Origin of the sequence: Rhizobium sullae (genome assembly GCF_900169785.1) — a bacterium.
Classification (GTDB): domain Bacteria; phylum Pseudomonadota; class Alphaproteobacteria; order Rhizobiales; family Rhizobiaceae; genus Rhizobium; species Rhizobium sullae.
Genome location: NZ_FWER01000001.1, coordinates 26,622 through 44,765, shown reverse-complemented (window position 1 = coordinate 44,765; position 18,144 = coordinate 26,622). Strand labels below are relative to the sequence as shown.

General features: G+C 59.5%; 18 protein-coding genes. 8 read left to right on the top strand and 10 right to left on the bottom strand.

Going from position 1 to position 18,144, the window contains the following annotated elements; translation table 11 throughout:
- The first annotated feature begins 32 nt into the window (after positions 1-32).
- From BN1800_RS00240 to BN1800_RS43785, 3 genes are read left to right on the top strand one after another with little or no spacing between them, the layout of a single operon-like run.
- Positions 33-503: a DUF2975 domain-containing protein gene (locus BN1800_RS00240; RefSeq protein ID WP_179213724.1), complete on the top strand. Its 471-nt coding sequence runs from the start codon at positions 33-35 to the stop codon at positions 501-503.
- A gap of 4 nt (positions 504-507) precedes the next feature.
- Positions 508-747, top strand: a complete 240-nt coding sequence (locus tag BN1800_RS00235) for a helix-turn-helix domain-containing protein (RefSeq protein WP_086993380.1) — start codon at positions 508-510, stop codon at positions 745-747.
- A complete protein-coding gene (locus BN1800_RS43785; RefSeq protein WP_086993378.1) occupies positions 701-1,354 on the top strand; it encodes a GNAT family N-acetyltransferase in 654 nt (217 codons plus the stop codon). Before BN1800_RS00235 ends, BN1800_RS43785 begins: the two co-directional genes overlap by 47 nt.
- On the opposite strand, the gene BN1800_RS00225 is transcribed toward BN1800_RS43785, so the two are convergent.
- From BN1800_RS00225 to BN1800_RS00210, 4 genes are all read right to left on the bottom strand, one after another.
- Positions 1,272-1,832, bottom strand: a complete 561-nt coding sequence (locus tag BN1800_RS00225) for a GNAT family N-acetyltransferase (protein WP_086993376.1) — start codon at positions 1,830-1,832, stop codon at positions 1,272-1,274. The two genes, BN1800_RS43785 and BN1800_RS00225, sit on opposite strands and share 83 nt — an antisense overlap.
- A 288-nt stretch (positions 1,833-2,120) precedes the next feature.
- Complete coding sequence (locus tag BN1800_RS00220; protein ID WP_086993374.1) at positions 2,121-4,076, bottom strand: MacB family efflux pump subunit; 1,956 nt, start codon at positions 4,074-4,076, stop codon at positions 2,121-2,123.
- 2 nt (positions 4,077-4,078) lie between these two features.
- Entirely contained in the window at positions 4,079-5,281 is a 1,203-nt protein-coding gene (locus tag BN1800_RS00215) for an efflux RND transporter periplasmic adaptor subunit (protein WP_086993372.1), read from the bottom strand.
- A complete protein-coding gene (locus tag BN1800_RS00210) occupies positions 5,278-6,693 on the bottom strand; it encodes an efflux transporter outer membrane subunit (RefSeq protein ID WP_425298945.1) in 1,416 nt (471 codons plus the stop codon). Before BN1800_RS00210 ends, BN1800_RS00215 begins: the two co-directional genes overlap by 4 nt.
- Positions 6,694-7,821: 1,128 nt before the next feature.
- Here BN1800_RS00210 and BN1800_RS00200 point away from each other — a divergent pair.
- Positions 7,822-9,471, top strand: coding sequence for an ABC transporter ATP-binding protein (locus tag BN1800_RS00200; RefSeq protein ID WP_086993368.1), 1,650 nt, complete (start codon positions 7,822-7,824; stop codon positions 9,469-9,471).
- Positions 9,472-9,525: 54 nt separating this feature from the next.
- The gene (locus BN1800_RS00195; protein WP_086993366.1) at positions 9,526-9,888 is read left to right on the top strand and encodes a DUF2442 domain-containing protein; all 363 of its coding nucleotides are present in this window, start codon (positions 9,526-9,528) and stop codon (positions 9,886-9,888) included.
- Positions 9,889-9,909: 21 nt separating this feature from the next.
- Here the strand turns inward: BN1800_RS00195 and BN1800_RS00190 are convergent, their stop codons facing one another.
- The 6 genes from BN1800_RS00190 to BN1800_RS00165 all read right to left on the bottom strand — a co-directional run bounded on the left by BN1800_RS00190 (position 9,910) and on the right by BN1800_RS00165 (position 14,880).
- The gene (locus BN1800_RS00190) at positions 9,910-10,842 is read right to left on the bottom strand and encodes a LysR family transcriptional regulator (protein ID WP_086993364.1); all 933 of its coding nucleotides are present in this window, start codon (positions 10,840-10,842) and stop codon (positions 9,910-9,912) included.
- 145 nt (positions 10,843-10,987) lie between these two features.
- A complete protein-coding gene (locus BN1800_RS43780) occupies positions 10,988-11,119 on the bottom strand; it encodes an ArdC-like ssDNA-binding domain-containing protein (RefSeq protein WP_425298944.1) in 132 nt (43 codons plus the stop codon).
- A gap of 334 nt (positions 11,120-11,453) precedes the next feature.
- Positions 11,454-12,386: a metal ABC transporter substrate-binding protein gene (locus BN1800_RS00180; RefSeq protein WP_086993362.1), complete on the bottom strand. Its 933-nt coding sequence runs from the start codon at positions 12,384-12,386 to the stop codon at positions 11,454-11,456.
- A gap of 25 nt (positions 12,387-12,411) precedes the next feature.
- Entirely contained in the window at positions 12,412-13,284 is an 873-nt protein-coding gene (locus BN1800_RS00175; protein ID WP_086993360.1) for a metal ABC transporter permease, read from the bottom strand.
- Entirely contained in the window at positions 13,281-14,030 is a 750-nt protein-coding gene (gene aztA / locus BN1800_RS00170) for a zinc ABC transporter ATP-binding protein AztA (protein ID WP_086993857.1), read from the bottom strand. Before aztA ends, BN1800_RS00175 begins: the two co-directional genes overlap by 4 nt.
- 343 nt (positions 14,031-14,373) lie before the next feature.
- Positions 14,374-14,880 carry an SOS response-associated peptidase family protein gene (locus BN1800_RS00165; protein WP_086993356.1) on the bottom strand — a complete coding sequence of 169 codons (507 nt, stop codon included), beginning with the start codon at positions 14,878-14,880 and terminating at the stop codon, positions 14,374-14,376.
- Positions 14,881-14,939: 59 nt separating this feature from the next.
- Here BN1800_RS00165 and BN1800_RS00160 point away from each other — a divergent pair, with 59 nt between their 5' ends.
- The 3 genes from BN1800_RS00160 (at position 14,940) to BN1800_RS00155 (ending at position 17,817) form a co-directional block, all read left to right on the top strand.
- Positions 14,940-15,530, top strand: a complete 591-nt coding sequence (locus BN1800_RS00160; RefSeq protein WP_086993354.1) for an SOS response-associated peptidase — start codon at positions 14,940-14,942, stop codon at positions 15,528-15,530.
- Positions 15,531-15,728: 198 nt separating this feature from the next.
- A complete protein-coding gene (locus BN1800_RS42140; protein ID WP_342210292.1) occupies positions 15,729-15,875 on the top strand; it encodes a DinB/UmuC family translesion DNA polymerase in 147 nt (48 codons plus the stop codon).
- Positions 15,876-16,059: 184 nt separating this feature from the next.
- Complete coding sequence (locus tag BN1800_RS00155; RefSeq protein WP_086993352.1) at positions 16,060-17,817, top strand: phospholipase D-like domain-containing protein; 1,758 nt, start codon at positions 16,060-16,062, stop codon at positions 17,815-17,817.
- The last annotated feature ends 327 nt before the right edge of the window (positions 17,818-18,144 follow it).

Genomic DNA, 18,144 nt, shown 5'->3' with positions numbered 1-18,144 from the left:
AGACAGACGACAATCTCTGGAGAATCCGACGGGTGGGGCGCCTCTTCTCCACGCTCTGGGGGGTGCTGGCCTGCATCGTTCCCATCCTGATCGTCGCGCATTGGTACTTGACGCTGCCGCCGGCGAACAGGGGCAACCTTAGCCCCCATTTCCTTCAACTCGCTGTCGTTCTTCTCGCGGGCGGGCCGCTCGTGCTGGGGCTCGTTCATCTTCGGCGCCTGTTCGCCCTTTTCGGCGAAGGCGAGATGTTCGGAAGGGAGAACGTCGCGCGGATCGGTAAATTCGGATCGGCGCTCCTGTTGTTCGGCCTCACGCAGTTGGCCTATTTTCCGCTTTCGTCGCTGGCCTCAGCAGGATTCGGCTCTCCGGGTGAGCGCACCATCAGCATCTCGTTCAGCTCCGGCGCAGCCGTGGCCCTGGGTGTCGGATTCGTCGTGGTCGTGATCGCCTGGGTTATGGAAGAGGCACGCAAGCTGGAAGAAGAGCAGTCACTCACGGTTTGATGGTATGGCAATTGTCGTTCGACTTGATGTGATGCTGGCGCAGCGAAAGGTCCGGTCAAAGGATCTTGCGGAAGCCGTAGGCATCACGGAAAGCAATATCTCCCTCCTGAGATCCGGTCGCGTTCGTGCGATGCGTTTCTCGACGCTGGACGCGATCTGCAAGCACCTGTCCTGCCAGCCCGGCGACATCCTCGAATATGTGCCGGACGATGACGTCGAGACCCGAAATTCCGATGGAATTTAGTGTCGAGGGCTACGCCATCCTGCGCGAAGACATGAAGGATTATGTCTGGATATCGCAGCGCCTGTCGGAGTTCGATCAAGCTACAGCGTTCGGCCCAGTTGTGGCCGCGCAACATATTTTCGTGGCCCGAAGCAACGATCATGACGAGCGCCTTGGCGGCTGCGTCACGTCCTGCCGGTTCGGATGGATGCATATCGAAAAGCTCTGGGTGGACGCAGATCATAGGGGGCGCGGGATCGGAGACCGCCTGCTTGACACAGCCGAGAAGCTGGCGGCCATAAATGACCTTCTGGACGTGAGGCTCGTGACGACGACTAGGCACACCGGACTGCCGCTCTATCAGCGCCGGGGCTTCACTGTCGATTACAGGCTTCGCGGCCGACTGGATGACGGTTCCCATCTCGAAAAGATCGGGCTTTCCAAGAGAAGCCAGAAAACTCCAGCCTCCAGCGGTCCAAAGAATGGGCTCGGAGGAGGTCTCGATAGCATTAAATCTATTCCAGTATGCGAAACAGAAAGACCTCCTATAAAAGTGGGCTTAGATCGCGCCAACCATACGCGACCTCGACCAGTGTCATCGTGTCTCTGCGATCTTCTTTCTCGCTGACTAATTCTCCGCCGAGCCTCTCATAAAACCTGCGCGCCACCGCATTTTCGCGCAGCACCCATAAACTCGCTGCGCGGTGACGGCGAGCTTGTAGCATTTCAGCCGTTGCTCTCATCAGGGCGGTGCCAATTCCCTGTTGTTGGAAGGATTTCAGCATGTAAATGCCGGTGATCTCACCGGTAAAGCCAAGATCCCGCAGGGATGGTGACCGTTGGTCCGCGCCGTGTGCAAATCCGACGATCGATCCATCATGCTCGGCCACAAATGTTGTTCCGAGAGTGGGCTCGGCTTGATCAAGGATTTTCTGCCATCTTAGTGTACGTTCGGTGACGGAGAGGCCGGCGAGTATCGCCTCAGGCATGAGGCCATCATACGTTTCTTTCCACGACGCTACATGCACCGTGGCTATAGCCGTGGCATCGGACGGTAAGGCAACGCGGATCGTTGCGGGTATTTGACGGTTCGAGAACAAGTTCATAGACGATCCAGAATCACCTTGGCTTCAAGCAGGAGTTGTTCTCCAGCCGAAGTCAATGCTGGATAGCGTCCTGTCCGTTGCGCCGACTTCGCCGCCCTTGCCCGTCATCCTCCACACCGGGACCGCTCCGGGCTTACGGCGCAAGGCACTCAGCGAAGCAAGTTCAACCACTCCCCCAAGCAGCGGAGAGGACTATCGTGAAGCGAGGCCCAGACCGCGATCACGACGAGAGACTCGAAGACATGCACCAGAGCGATGACCATCCCGGTCATCTACAGGAACCGCCGCCTAATCACGTGCCAGCGCCACAACAGGATCGAGTTTAGAGGCGTTGCGGGCGGGGATAAAGCCGAACCCGATTCCGATCAGGCTCGAACACACCAGCGCCAGGACAATGGAAGCCGACGAGTAGATAAGAGGAAACATGGTGTTGAATTGCGCGAACAGCACCCCGAACACGGCGGCGATGAAAAGGCCGAGCAGGCCACCTATCAGGCAGACCAGAACGGCTTCGATAAGGAATTGCTGCAGGATATCGCTCTGGCGTGCGCCGATCGCCATGCGCACGCCGATCTCGTTGGTTCTTTCCGAGACCGCGACGAGCATGATATTCATAACGCCGATACCGCCGACGAACAGAGATATGCCGGCAATGCAGGCGATCAGCAGAGCAAGGGTTTCCGTCGTCACTTGAATGCTATTCTGCCAACTGGCGATATTGAAGATGACGAAGTCTTGCTCGCCATGACGTTTTGTTAGAAACGTCGTTACCATCTTCTCCGCTTCGGCGGCGTCCATCGTATCGTTGACACGCACCACGATGGATTGCAGTGAGCGCGAACCTGTCATCCGCGTTTGCACCGTCGTATATGGCAGGAGCACTTCCAGATTTTGTGCTTCTCCCATTTCCTTGACGACGCCGATGATGCGCACGGGCATGTCTTTCAGAAGCACGATCTTCCCAATGACCGAACCGTATTCGTGTGGGAAAAGGGTCTTCTTCGCATTCGCATCAATAACCGCATCCTGCGCCAGATCGTCGACGCTCTTCTCGTCGAAGAAGCGCCCCTCCAGCAGTTTGCTGTTGCGCGTGACAAAATGCTGATAACCGACCCCGCTCACTATTACGCTGACTTCCTTGTCGCCAACCCGTACCGTCGATGGCGATGAACTCATGGGCGTAGCTGCTACCACATAGGGCAGTTTGGCGAGTTCGTTCGCATCGCCCACCGTCAGCGTGGTAATCTGTGCGGCCTTCAGGTCGCCGAAACTGCGGCCGGGACGGATATCGAGTGAGTTGGTGCCGAGATCGCTGATCTGATCGAGAATCTGTTTCTGCGAACCCTGGCCGAGTGCTACCACGCAGACCACCGACGCCGTCCCGATGATGACACCCAGCATGGTGAGGAATGTCCGCATACGATGCGCATTCAAGGATCGCAACGCCATTGCAAAGGCTTCGTTGAAGCGATCCCGCATTCCGTTGAACAATTTAGGCTTTTCTGGCTTTCTATCTATCGGGAGATCATTGCTTGCGCGCGCATCTGCGGCAGCGTCGTTCCGCATATCAGCGATAATTTCACCATCTCTGATCTCTATAATCCGCTGCGCGCGCGTCGCCACATAGCGGTCATGGGTAACGATGATGATCGTCCGGCCATCGCGGTTCAGTTGCTGAAGTATCCCGAGGACCTCTTCCCCGCTATGGCTGTCCAGTGCGCCGGTCGGTTCGTCGGCAAGTATGACATCGGCGTCATTGATCAGCGCGCGCGCAATGGAAACACGCTGCTGCTGACCGCCTGAAAGCTGGTTTGGTCGATGATGCGTGCGCTCTCCCATCCCAAGGCGGTGCAGAATTGCTTCGGCCTTTTCGCGCCGCTCGTCGCGGCTTCGTCCGGCATAGATCGCCGGGATTTCGACGTTGCCGACGGCGTCGAGTTCGTTCAGCAGATGATAGCGCTGGAAAATGAAGCCGAAATGTTCACGCCGCAGTTCCGCCAGTTCATCGGCCTCAAGCTCCGAGGTCGGTCGTCCCGAGATCTGATATTCTCCCTCGGAAGGTCGGTCCAGACATCCGAGAATGTTCATCAGCGTAGACTTGCCCGACCCGGAAGCGCCGATAATGGCCACCATCTCTCCGCGATGAATGGTGAGGTCGATATGATGCAGGACTGTGGTCACGGCGTCACCCGACGGATATCGTCGGGTGACGCCTTTGAGCGATATCAGGGGCGCTTCGCTCATTGTCACGTTCCGGCAGGGGTTGGAACGGGTGTATGATTGTCGGTGACAATCTTGTCGCCTTCCTTCAAGCCCGAACGAATTTCCACATTGATCTTGTCTGTGATGCCAGTCTCAACGGTTCGCTCTTCGATAGTGCCGCTACTCGTAACAACGCGAACGGTCGCCTTGTTTGGATCATCCGATATCCGCTGTGCCGACACAGGAGCCAGAAGCACATTCCTAGCCTGGGCAAGCAGAATGTGAATTTCAGTCGTCATATAGGTTCTCAGCAGCCCGCCCGGGTTTGGCACGCTGAATATGCCCTTGTAGTAAATAGCCGAAGCCGTCTCCCCGTTCGATGAAGATGCGCTGCTGCTGCCGCGGCTCGAACTGAAGCTCTTATCGTTGACGATGGAGCCCGGCGCGGGCTCGATCTTTTCCAGCGTCGCTTCGTAACGCGTTGAATTCTGACCGGGAATGGTGAAATAAAGCGGCAGGCCTTCGTGCACCTGCGTAATGTCCGCTTCGGAGATAGCCGCCTCGACGGTCATCATGTCCACCTGACCCAGAATTGCGATCGTCGGCGCGCTTTGTTCCGCATTGACGGTCTGGCCTTCCTGGACCACCGTGGCGAGAATGGTCCCGTCGATGGGAGCGGTGATACGCGTATAGCCGAGGTCGGTCTCGGCAATTTGCACATCAATTTTGGAAGCAGCGATGGCCGCTTCACTGTTGGCAAGCTGCGCTTCCTTCGCCTTCAGCGTGGCGACAGCCTTGTCATACTCGGATCTGGCGACAGCGTTCTTGTCGATCATCATTTGATAGCGGGCAAGGTCTTGCCGCGCCAGTTCCAGATCCGCGATACACTGATCGCGAGTAGCCTGATTTTGCAGCAAGGTCGCCTGGGCCTTGTTGAGCTTATTCTGCTGGTTGGTCGAGTCGATGAGTGCAATGACATCACCAGCCTTAACCTGATGTCCTGGCTTCACGTTGAGTGACAGGATCCGGCCTGTCGCCTGCGCGCCGATGGCGACGAGGCTTTTCGGTCTCAAGGTTCCGGTAGCAAGAACCGAGCTTTCTATGTCGCCACGCCGGATGGTCGTCGTGCTCGGAAGCGGCGCTCCTTTCGTCCAGTGACGGACTGCGAAATAGGCCACGATCAGCAATGCCGCCACAACGGCGAACCAAAGACGCCAGCGGAAACGTCGTCTCGATCTGGGTTTCACAGCGGCCTCTTTTCTGGTGTCGGCGAGGCCGGTATGGTTGGCCTGACGAAATGCGGTCCTGTGTAACCGTCAACGACTTCCGGTTCGCTGACATCGACGCGGCCATTCCAGCCGCCTCCAAGTGCTTTGTGCAAGGCGACGTAATCGGTCACAAGATCCGTTCTGGCTTCAGCAAGACTTGTCTCCGCGTCAAAGAGGTCACGCTGCGCCGTCAGCACGTCGATAAAGCTCTTCTTGCCAGCTTTGTATTGACTCAACGTTAGTTCGTTGATTTTCCAGCTGTTGCTCATGATCTTCTGCAGCTGCGCCACACGCAAACGGTTCTGGTTGAGCGATACGCTTGCGTTTTCAACTTCGCTCAGCGCCGTCAATACTGCCTTGCGATAGGCGATAAATGACTGGTCGCGTGTGGCCCTGGCCACATCGACAGCGGCATTCAGCTTGCCGCCTTGGAAAAGCGGTACGCTGAGACTTGGACCGAAACTCCACCCGATCGTTGATCGCAGAGCCAGATCGCCGAAGTCTGTGCCGTCCGCATTGATATCACCACTCAACGAAATGCTGGGATAAAGAGCGGCTTGCTTCTGTCCGACGCCTGCTGTCGAACTCGCATATTCACGTTCGGCCGCACGAATATCTGGCCTACTCGCTAGTACTCCGGCGGGTAATCCGACGGAGACACTGCGCGGCACGGAAGGAATGGGGCGAGTTTTGTCGAGCATGGCCGCAAGAGCGGACGAGGAACTGCCAGTCAAAACAGAAAGGGTGTTGAGATACTTCGCATAGGTGATGCGCTGGCTGGGTATCCGAGCTTCCGTGGATCCGGCTTGCGTTTCTGCCCTGAGCAGATCGACCTGCGATACGTGACCAGCCTCCAGTTGAGTGCGTGTTAACTCGACGGTCTGGCGTTGCGATGCCGCGTTGCGCTGCGCTATTGCGATGTTCGACTGCACACCGCGCAATTGCGCATAATTCGTCGCAATATCGCCTATAAGTGTGACGAGTGCCCCGCGAAGCTGCTCACTGGCCGCTTCCATACTGTAGTAAGCAGCCTCCGCGCCTCGATGATTGGCGCCGAACAGATCGAGTTCCCACTGAGTCTTGAAGCCGAGGTTCGACCGGCTCGACGCATCGGAGCGCGTATAGCTCCCACTACCGTCGAGCGAGGGATAAAACATGCCGCCTGCGGACGCATAATTGGCCCTGGCCTTCCGCACCCTCGCCTTTGCGGTGGCAACATTGGGACTTGTTGCAATGCCATCCGCGATCAACTGATTGAGTACAGGATCGTCGAGATTCTTCCACCAGTCGCCGAGACGCGGTGTTGCGGCGCTGACCTTGCTGTTCCATTTGGACGGCGTCAACACGACAGGCTTTTGATAGTCGGGACCAACGGCTACACACGCTGGCATCAAGGGCAGAAAGGCCGTGAGTACTACCAGGCGAACAAGCGGCGTCGTCAAATAATCGGTCCTGAAATATCGGTGCACTACTGAAGAGTTTGCAACGGAACCAATTCCCGCCACATGACTTTGACGACCGCCGGACAGCAGGAGTCCTGTGCCGGCAAGTCAAGGGTTGTATTCTCTATCCAGCCGCTCGAGCGGTTGCGGGAGTCCAAAGCGTTCGACAATGTCTACCAGCCAGCCGGTCCTTCCGGCTCTCCGCCAGCAAGAAGCGCGAGCGCAGCAGAACATCTTCTGAACCCGCGCTCGTATTTATGTTGTTCCGGCGCATGTGACCGCGAAAATGGCGCATCTCTGACACCCGTCCTTTTTCACCCGTTAAGCGCGCTTTCTCGACGCTTCTGGTGCTGCTTTCAAGTTAGGAAGTATCTGCAGAATAGATAGATCGCGGCCGGTTAAGCGCACTTGCTGGCGGGCCGGGCGGGAGGTCAGCATCTCCTAATAGGTGTACATGTCGTGACCGACGGCGCAGATGTAACAACCCCGCTTTGATTACATCGTCGACGAATGTTGGAATTTCTCGTGCCCGCCATCCTACGTTACAGTATCCGTCAAGAAGGCGGCCTGAACCCCATTCACATGGTCTCGGGCTTCGCCGCCCGTCAGCGCCTGGTGCTCGGGCAGGCCAAGGTGGCGCAGAGTCCAATGAAATCGTCGCCATTCCTTCTGACCCATCACTGCAAGATTGTCGCAACCGGAAACGAGTCCTGGCGCTTTAAGAACCGCTCTCAAAGCTCACATATAGGAGCGATGTACTGTACTCGCTGTTGTGCGGGTCAAATGACGCAAGCGGTAGCCACGGGGCCCGCGCTATCTGGCGCGCGGCGCCGGACATCACGTCAATAGAAACCGCTAACTTCCATCCGCGGCTGAGAACGACCGTTCGGCGGCCGCAACGAAGGCTTCCAACTTATCCATGGACACGGAAATCTATCTAAATTCCAGATACCACCTAACTTGATATACTCAACGGCCGGAGAGCACAGTCCATTAAGGTATGCCCGCCACCGCTAGGCCCCGCGTCGTTCGGCGGTCGAGAGTCTGGCTGTCCCCGAACCCGATCCGTGCCGACCGATGACCGAACCTGCCGTTCTCGCTCCGATCTCCGAAATCCTCCGTGCCTACTGGAAGTCCGACCGCTGGATGCTGCTCGTCGTGGCGGTCGTCGTCTTGCTCTCCAGTGTCGCCAGTGTCGCTGCACCCTATCTCTTCTCGCGTCTCGTCGATCGCCTGCCACAGGAAGGTGCGGTTGCCGTGCTGGCCTGGGGCTTCGTGGGCTATGCGGTGCTCTTGGGGCTCTCGTCGGCGTTACAGGACATGATGCAGTACCTCTCCTTCATGAGCGCGGAGAATCTCGGCTTCATCAGCGGCACGCGCTTCTTTGAACGCATCCTGAGGAAGACCAGCGCGTTCTTCGTCGAGCACAATCCGGCAGAGATCCAGAATGCGAGTTCGCGTGGGCGCGAGGCGCTAACAACGCTAGTGCAGCTTGGCCTCATCGTCTTCATCCCCGGCGCGACGCAGATCCTGCTCACGCTCATCACCCTTGGCGCGTTGATCAATATTGAGGTGGCTGCGGTCGTCGTGATTTATGGCGTCGCCGCCGTCACATTCACGCTGATCTCCGCCCGTCGGGCCCGCGTCTTCCTCGACAAGGCCATTGAGGCCGGCCAGGAGAATGCCCGCTTCGTCGGCAACGCCATGAACGCCATGGAGACGCTGAGGCATTTCGGCAGCCATGGCTGGATGAGTCGGCGCTTCACGGCGAAGGCCGAAGAGGTACGCGACAACTGGCGTGCCTATGTGCTGCAGCGTGTCGGCTACATCGCGCTCCTCGGGCTCGGTCTCACCGTCCAGTTCGCCGTCACGTTCCTGCTGCTCGTGCCGCGCTATGAGGCCGGCGCGCTGACCATCGGCGACATCGTGCTGTTCAACACACTGCTGCTGCAGCTCAACATGCCGTTCGAGATGATCGCCCACGCCATCGACGACGTGGCGCGCTCGCGGGCGACCCTCGTCCCGCTCGCAACCATGTGGGCGGCGCCCGAGGAGCGGCAGGTCTCGCATGCGCCGGCCTTCGTGCCGAGCGAGGGGCGCATCGTCGCCGAGGGTGTCGGCTACGTCTATGGCAACGGGCGTGGCGTGAAGGATATCGACTTCACGGCCGAGCGCGGCGGGATCACCTTCCTCGTCGGCGAGACCGGCTCCGGCAAGTCGACCATCTTCAAGCTGGCGCTGAAATCGGTCGAGCCGGATCAGGGTCGCATCCTTGTCGATGGCGTCGATCTAGCGACCATCGACCGGGCCGACTGGTACAGTGCGGTTGCCGTCGTGCCTCAGGACGTCGTGCTGCTCAACGAGAGCCTGGCCGACAACATCCTTCTCGGCCGGCCGCGCGATGAGAAGCGCTTGCGCCGGGCGGCGGAGAAGGCGGCGATTTTGCCCTTCATCGAGGCTCTGCCCGAGGGCCTCGAGACGACCGTAGGCGAACGGGGCTTGAAGCTGTCGGGCGGCGAACGTCAGCGCATCGCCATCGCCCGCGCGCTTTACGGCGATCCGGCGATCCTCTTTCTCGACGAGGCCAGCTCAGCGCTCGATGAGGCGACTGAACGCGACATCATGGAGCATATTCGCGTGCTCGCCACGGATGTGACTGTGCTCGCGATCACCCACCGGCGGAGCGTCATCGCCGAGAGGGATAAGGTCGTGGCTTGCTCCAGGTGAGGCCGCCTTACCCCGAGCAGCAACGGCTCTTCCTCGACAGATGGGGGGAAATCCATGATTGAACTGACGGATGACGCGATGAGGCGCAGCCGCGAGACGGAACCGCGCGGCGTCGGGAACGCTACGAGAAGCAGCGCGATCGCATGGCTGCACCTCCGCGTTCCGCCGCGTCTGCCGCAGGGGCTGGAGAAAGCGACGGACGATCAGCTTGCAGCGATCGAAATTCTTGGTCGCGGCTGCGGCCTGCATTGGGAGGCTGTGGATGTCGCCCATTCGATCCTGGACCTGCTCGTCGGTGTCTTCGGTACGAACGCCTACATGGCGCGGCGGTGCCAGCAGACCGGATCGCGTCGAAGGCTGCTACGGCACCGGCAAATGGCGGGAAGGGCGGATGGGGCGCGCAAGAGTGCTAGATGAACGGCGATGGCCGCCAGGGCCTCAGCCAGCCAGATTAGTCTTCGGACTGCAACTGAGTGCCATCCGCGTGGAGGCATTGAGTTTTGTGGCGGCGAGGCGCTTGCGAAGCCACCTCGCAGCTGACCCGCAAGGCCGTTGCTTGTGCCAGACCATTTCCAGTACGACGGGAAACTGGCCGTCGCCAAACTGCAGCGCGGGAGTAACAAGATCGGCGGCACACCGCGAGTGTTCTATGATGTGGTCGGGAACAAGCGCCCAACCGATCCCTTGCCTGACCAACCGCAATATGACCCATTGACTTTCGACCCACCAGACTTCCGCAGCCATTCGCAATCGTTGTTTTGCTCGCCCTTCGCTCCTCATGGCAACCATGATCTGCCGGTGGCGCTTGAGTTCCTCCCAGCCGACATCAGCCTTCGCCAGCGGGTGATCTTTTGAGCACACCATTTTGAGCGGAACCGATCCAAGGATTTGGAATCCAAGTTCAGCGGGCCGAGAGTACTGACGCCACGTAACACCCACGTCGGCCTTTCCATCCAACACAAGGCGGCTGACATCTTCCATCATCGGAAACAAGAGCTCGAGCTCGACGTGCGGAAAGTGAGACACAAACTCCGAGAAAACTGCGCCCAATTCCCGATCCGGGTAGAGCTCATCGATCGCGGCGACCAGACGCGTCTCGGCACCGGCTTCGAAGCTGCTGGCGACACCGATCAGGTGCTCGCGGCGATCCAGGATCACCTTGGCCTCAAGCAGGAGCCGTTCTCCGGCCGAAGTCAGTACCGGATTGCGTCCTGATCGGCTGAACAGCGCGAGACCGAGGTCCTCCTCAAGATTTGCAACCTGCGTGCTGACGGCCGACTGCGCTTTTCGCAAAGCCCGGCCTGCGGCGGAGAACGACCCGTGTTCGGCGACCGCAACGAAGGCTTCCAATTGATCCATAGAAACGTGCATCTATCTATATTCCAGATACTACTTGATGCATCATGCATCATGCATTCTATCTATGCAGATAGAACGGGCGCGGTCAACACAACAAGCAGAGGGAAGGGCAACGTGTCCACCATGCGCTCGTGCCGCGCTCGCCCCTTTGCGCATATCAGCCAAGCGAGACGGCTTGGCGAAAGGTGAGCCAACTTTGGCTCGGGAAGCCGTGCTCGATGACGGCGCCCCAAAGGATCAGGACATTGATTCCAGAATACTGCCGGCTGGTCGCGGCGTTCCTCGGCATGGCGAGCGGTTCCTTCGCCGCTGTGCTTCCCCAGGGTCGACGGCACGCGCCCAGCTTCGAGCAATGACCTTGTCGATTATTTCATCGTAGCTTCCAGTCGCTTCCGGCAGCCCTCGGGTGGTCTTTCCTCGACATCGCAGTTCTCCGCGACGGGCGCCGGAAGCCTCTCTCCCAGCCTTCAAACCCGTCACGGAAAACCCATCCGCACTCTTCCTCTTTTACGTCGCCAAGGAGGAATCCGGAAAGCCTGAGAGGCGTGGATACGGAAACAGTGGCCCCCTGCCTATGGAAGATCGGCAATCGCACCCGTCGCCGATCTTCCAGTGCCGTCTGATCAGCTCGGCTTCAGCGCCGTCACGAGCTCGTGGGCATTGTGCTCGAACATTTTCACATAGGTCGGCGCGGGGCCGCTCGGATCGGAAAGCGCGTCGGAGAACAACGTGCCTCCGACCCTTGCGCTGGTCTCCTTGGCGATACGCTCAACAAGGCGCGAATTTGCGATGTTCTCAAGGAAGACGGCGCGGATACCTTGTGCGCGGATCTGGTCGATGATCTTCGCGACGTCGCTGGCGGACGCTTCGCCTTCGGTCGACACCCCCTGCGGCGCGATGAACTCGATGCCGTAGGCCGCGGCGAAATAGCCGAACGCGTCGTGGGAGGTCACGACCTTGCGCTGGTCGGCGGGAATGGCGTCAAGTTCTGCCTTGATCGAAGCGTGCAAGGACTCGATCTGGGCGGAATAGGCATCGGCTCGGCTCTTGTACTCGGCCGCATGGTCCGGGTCGACCGAGGCAAGGCCTGCGGCGATGTTGCGGACATAGAGCTTGCCGTTCTCCAGGTTCTGCCAGGCATGCGGGTCTTGCTGGTGGCCATCACCTTCGTCACCTTGGAATGCGAGGGCTTTCACGCCTTCCGATGCGGTCACGATTTTGCCTTTCGCGCCGGCTGATGCTGCGAGGCGCGCGAACCATGGCTCGAAGCCAAGACCATTGATGAAGATGATGTCGGCGGCGCCCACAGCGCGCGAGTGGGTCGGCCTTGGCTCGAATGTGTGGGCGTCAGCGTTAGGACCCACCAGCGTCGTCAGATCCACCCGGTCTCCGCCGACCTCCCGCACCATATCGCCGAGAATGGAGAAGCTGGTCACGACCTTCACCCTCTCGGCGGCCCGTGCGGGGCTTGAGTGGGCGATAAGCGTTGCGGTGAATGGCAGCGAGAGGAGCGTTGCTCCGAGAGAGAGTGCGAGGAGTTTGCGGCGGTTTATCATGATGTTCTAGCCTTTGGTTTGGGGGTTAGCGTTTGAAGTGGCGGCGGCGCAGCGCGCGTGCGCCGATGCTGTCCTGCGGGCCGGCAAGGAACGAGAAGACATAGATCGCGCTTGCCGAGAGGATGATCGCGGGCGAAGCGGGAAGGTCGTCGTGATAGGAAATGAGGAGCCCGACGATGGATGAGGCGATGCCGAAGGTTACGGCGACCAGCATTTGGCCGGCCACGGTTTCGGCCCAGAAGCGCGCCGAGGCTGCCGGCAGCATCATGATGCCGACCACCATCAGGGTGCCGAGCGCATGGAAGCCGCCGACGAGATTGAGGACGACGAGAATCAGGAATGCGAGATGGATGAACCCGCCCGCGCCGCTCACCGAGCGGAGGAATCCGGAGTCGAGGCATTCCGCGACGAGCGGCCGAAAGAGGAGCGCGAGCGAGAACATAGTCAGGCTCGCGATCGTCGCCATCAGGAGTAGCGCCGGGTCGCTCAGGGAAAGGACGGTGCCGAAGAGAATGTTGAGAAGGTCGATATTCGACCCGTGCATCGAGATCAGCAGGACCCCGAGGCCGAGCGAGGCTAGGTAGAAAGCAGCGAAGCTCGCGTCTTCGCGCAAGGCGGTGAAGCGCGTGACCAATCCCGCCAGGACCGCAACAATCAGGCCAGCCGCAAACCCACCGATGGTCATCGCGGTAAGTGAGAAGCCCGCAATCAGGAAGCCGATGGCGGCGCCAGGCAGGATGGCATGGGACATGGCGTCGCCCATCAGGCTGATGCGGCGAAGAACGAGAACGACGCCAAGCGGGCAGCAGCCGATCGACAGCGCTAAGCAGCCGGCAAGCCCACGGCGCATGAAGCTGTAGTCCAGGAACGGGGCGATCAGATAGTCGGCGAACGTCATGCGGCAACGACCTCGCAGAGCTCGGCGTCGTCATCCCATCGCTCGCTGAGCCGACGGCTCGCTTCCAGATTCCCAGGAGCGAGAGCGTCGATGGTCGCACCCCAAGCAATCTGCTTGCGGGCGATGAGCAGGGTGGATGGGAAGTGATCGCGGACCAGCGCCATGTCGTGCAGGACCGCGATGATCGTGCGGCCCTCGCCGTGCCATTCCTTGATAAGTGTGATCAGATCCGCCGTCGTGCGTGTGTCGATCCCGGTGAATGGTTCATCGAGCAGCAGAAGGCGCGCGTTCTGGAGCATCAGGCGGGCAAAGAGCGCGCGCTGTAGCTGACCACCCGACAATGTGCTGATTGTGCGCTGTTCAAAGCCCGTCAATCCGACCGCCGCGATACAGGCGAGTGTCCTGTCACGACCAGGACCGGTGAGCCGCCGGAACGTCCCGATCTGACGCCAGGCGCCAAGTGAGACGAGATCGAGAACCGTAATGGGGAAGCTCCGGTCGAGTTCGCTGAGCTGCGGTAGGTAGCCGATATCGTGCCGTTTGACGCCGTCGAGGTGGATGCGTCCGCTATCCGGCCGCAGCGCGCCGACGATGCCTTTGAGCAAGGTCGACTTCCCGGCGCCATTGGGTCCGACAATAGCCGTCAATGAACCGGCCTCGAAAGCTCCGCTCAGATGATGGATAGCCGGGTGCCGACGATAGGTTAGCGTCAGATCGTGGATGCAGACAGAAGGTGCTTTCATCATGCGCGCACCCACCAGTCCAGCGCCCAACCGACGACGAGCCAAAGCGGCGCGCAGACTACGAAGGCCATCGCGATTCTGTCGAAGGCAGATCGTTGAAGGATAGTGATGCGGGGAGGCCGCTCAGTCGGTCTCCGATCATTTGTAAATTTTGACGCCAAGGACGCTTCCACCGATTATTCGACTCAATGCAATGTTATAACATATCATATCATACCGAAAAATCGGCGGACGTCGAGTGGGGTGCACCGCGCGAGAGAAATTTTCGATCGGACACGCTGAACGCAATGGCCTCCCGATGCTAATCAATTGCGCACTGTACCGGCACTGTTGTTCCTCCATGCGATCAGAGGATCAGCATCATCTGGTCGGACTTGGGCTCATGGGTGAAGACACGAAAAGTACCTATCGGCAACGGCTGTAGTAACTCGGCTTCCGGCTTGGTCAGGTCGAGCCATTCCATTCGCTGATCCCGGCGAAGCACCGCCATCTGGCGATCGTGATAGGGGACAATGTCCTCATTCGCCCTGATCGTCAGGATGGCATAGGCCTCCGGCCAATCCCGGGTCGCAGGTCTCCAAATGCCAGCAAAATAGAACCAGTCCCCGTCCGACAGCGAGAACCTCAAGAGCTTGCCGTGCCTGCGACGACGAAATTCCGAGACTGGAACGAGGCAACGGTGGCTTGGAAACGTGCGGCCTTCCGAAGGGATCACAGCGAAGGGCTTGCCGCCAGCCTCACGGGGCTGAAGGCCCCAAGGTAGCTCGACCATCTCAACATTGCTGCCTTCGCGCCTTATGATGACGCGGCGTTCGTCGAGCTCTGCGTCGGGATCGAAAACCTTCGCGCTCATAGCATGCGAACATAACAAGAACCTTGTCGAGAGGCAACCGTGATCGAGAAGGAGGTCCGATGTGCAATGACTATCGCTTGAAGGTCGATGTCGCGACGATCGTCGAGGACTTCGCTGACCTGAAGATCAAGATCCGGTTTGGGGAGGGCGCGCCTAACCTCGAGCCCCGCGACGACATCAAAATTACCGATATGGGGCCGATCGTCCGAACGGTCGACGACGTTCGCGGTGAAGGCGAACTGGTCCAGCGGCGTTGGAGCTGGCCCGGGCAGAACAAGCGGCCTGTCTACAACTTCCGCTCGGACGGTCGTGAGTTCACGTCGAACCGCTGCCTGATCGTGGCGGACGGCTTCTACGAGTTTACCGATCCCACCGAGAAGGAAAAGAAGCGCAAGGACAAATGGCTGTTCACGAAGAAGGACGAGCCGATTTTCTGCATCGCGGGCATCTGGCGTGAGACCAAGGATGTCGGGGAAGCCTTCACGATGCTGACCATGGAGCCCGGGCCTGACATTGCGCCATACCATGATCGGCAGATCGTCATTCTCGCTCGCGACGCATGGGCTGACTGGCTCGACCCGTCCGTTCCGGCAAAGTCACTGATAAAGCCGCTTTCGCCCGGCATGCTGCACGTCGAGCAGGTAGGGTGATGCAAAATGCGGATGTCGTCGCACGACACGACTAACTGCCGCTGCGACCCGACGCTCGAAGGTGATCAGCGCTAGCGAAATCCGGTTCCGTGCCGGAGCCAATCACAGAGTGCTAGCGCTGTTCGGTATCTTTCGTTGTTGTCGTCCTCGAAGCATTCATTTGGCGCGCAGTGATGTGAAGGCCGCCAGCGCAAGACCGTGACGCTGAAGGTGAAGTGGGGAGATTTCACGCAGATTACTAGGAGTGAGACCGCAGCCGTACCGGCTACGAACGCGGCCGAAATCGCTGCCATTGCGAAGCTGTTGCTCTTTCCGATCTTTCCTGTTCCGACCGCTGGGGCGTGACCCTCTCGTCCCTCGACCATGATGATGAGAAAGACGAACCGCAGCTCGCACTTGCTTTATGAACCGCATCGCCAGAATCCATTTGCTCTCAACCGTACTATTTTCGGACTGAAACTTTATCGCGCATCTCCATACTGTCGCACAACCGTGGTAGATTTCGGCCAGTCAACGGAGGGAGGCGGGTGTGGATACGAACTATCGGGTCACTGGCAAGAATGCGGCGGCGGTATTTTCTCTCACCATCCATCGCGGCGATGGCATGCTGCTTCTGGGAATGGACTGGAAGGACGGCCGGCCCCCGGCCAGTTTCGTCGGCTTTGCGATCCAGTATCGTGAGCCTGGAACCGACTTCTTCAAGAACGTTCGAAATCGCATCGGTTTCCCTGGCCAGGATGTCCCTGATGACGGCATTCGCACCACTGATGCGCCGATCCAAAAATTTCGCTGGGTGCATTTTCCCTTCAATGCAGATCTGCCGGGCGCCTTTGTCTATCGAGTGATGCCGATGTTCATGGATGCCGATGGCGCGCTGACCGCCGGCGAGGCGCAGGAAGCGGAACTCGCGCTGATGCGCGAAACCATTCCCGGTAAGCTCAACGTCGCCTTCACCCGGGGCTTTGTCTCATCGCAGGCATTCGTGCGCAACTTCGCAGCCGGCGGGCCATTGATCACGCTAGTGCCGCCCGATGGGGATGAGGGCTTGGACTTCGTGCCCACCCACGCCGATGCCGACAGAGCTCTCGCCTGGATGGGGTTCGAAGCGCGCGCGGAAACGCTTTCGCTGCTCGAACGCGCAGGCGATGAAGGCGCGGAGGTCCGCATCATTGCTTACGACCTCAACCTGCCGGAAGTGGTCGAACGGCTGGAAGCGCTTGGGCCAAATCTCAAGATCATTATCGATGACAGCGCGCGAACCAAGGGACACGGACGACCGGACTCCCCCGAGACCCATGCGGCCGAACGCCTGATCGACTCGGCGGGCGCGGCAAACGTGAAGCGCCAGAACATGGCAAACCTGCAGCACCATAAGTCGATCGCGGTCCGCGGCGGCGATATCGATACGGTCGTCTACGGTTCGACGAACCACAGTTGGCGGGGCTTTTATGTTCAGTCGAACAATAGCCTTGTCGTTCACAGCGCAAGCGCGGTGGAAGATTATTTTGCCGCCTTCGAGAATTACTTCACGGCGGGAGGCGCTGCGGATTTCATCGCCTCGGCCAGTTCCGTCGGCTGGCATGACCTGGGGCTGGACGGCGTCGACGCCAAGGTCGCCTTTTCTCCGCACAGCGAAGCCAATGGCCTCCTCAACGAGATCGGCGCCGACATCGACGTGGCCGGGTCGAGCGTGTTCTTCTCACTTGCTTTCCTCGGCCAGACCACCAGAGGGCCGATCGGTCCGGCCTTGGGGCGGGCGATGCGAAAGCCGGATGTGCATGTCATGGGCATTGCAGACGGCCGGGTCGAAGCGGAAAACCTCGGACTGACCGTGTTTAGTCCCGACAATCGCCGCCGCGTCGTGCGGGCCGCAGCACTGACGGGCAACGTCCCTCCGCCGTTCCTGACGGAACCGTCCGGTCTTGCCGGTGTCCATGGAAATCAGCGCGGGACGAGGATGCACCACAAATTTGTCGTGCTGGATTTCGACAAGCCGACGGCGCGGGTTTACCTCGGCTCCTACAATTTCTCGGAACCGGCCGACCTCAAGAACGGCGAAAATCTGGTGCTCGTCCGCGATCGCACGGTGGCGACCAGCTACATGATCGAAGCGCTGCGCATGTACGACCATTATCGATTCCGCGTGGCATCCGAAGATGGGGAAGAAACAGGACAGCCCCTTGAGCTGCGATTGCCGCCGCAGGCGGGCGAAGCGGCCTGGTTCGAGCGTGACTGGACCGATCCGGTACGCGCGCGCGATCGCCAGCTTTTTGCACGCGCCGACTGATGCGGAGCCGGAAAGCCTCAAAACAAGGTGGCGTTTTCCGGCTCGGCTGTCTTCTTCTTCACCCAGCGCTCGTTCGTCTTCTCCATTTCGACAGACTCGGGAAGGAAGACCCGTTTCCGCAAAGCGAGAGTGTCGTCGAAGCTCCCGACGGCCCCTGCTTCCGAACAGGGGATTTCGATTGTAGCGCAGGTTGCTGCTCTTGGTCGTCTGACTGGCCCGAAGCTGCGCTTTTGGCCGAGCTTAAAACGATCAAGAGCTGTGTTCCACACGCTGCTCAGGCCGGCAGTCTGGAGACATTCCGCTCCACCAAATAGCTCCCTCTCGGAG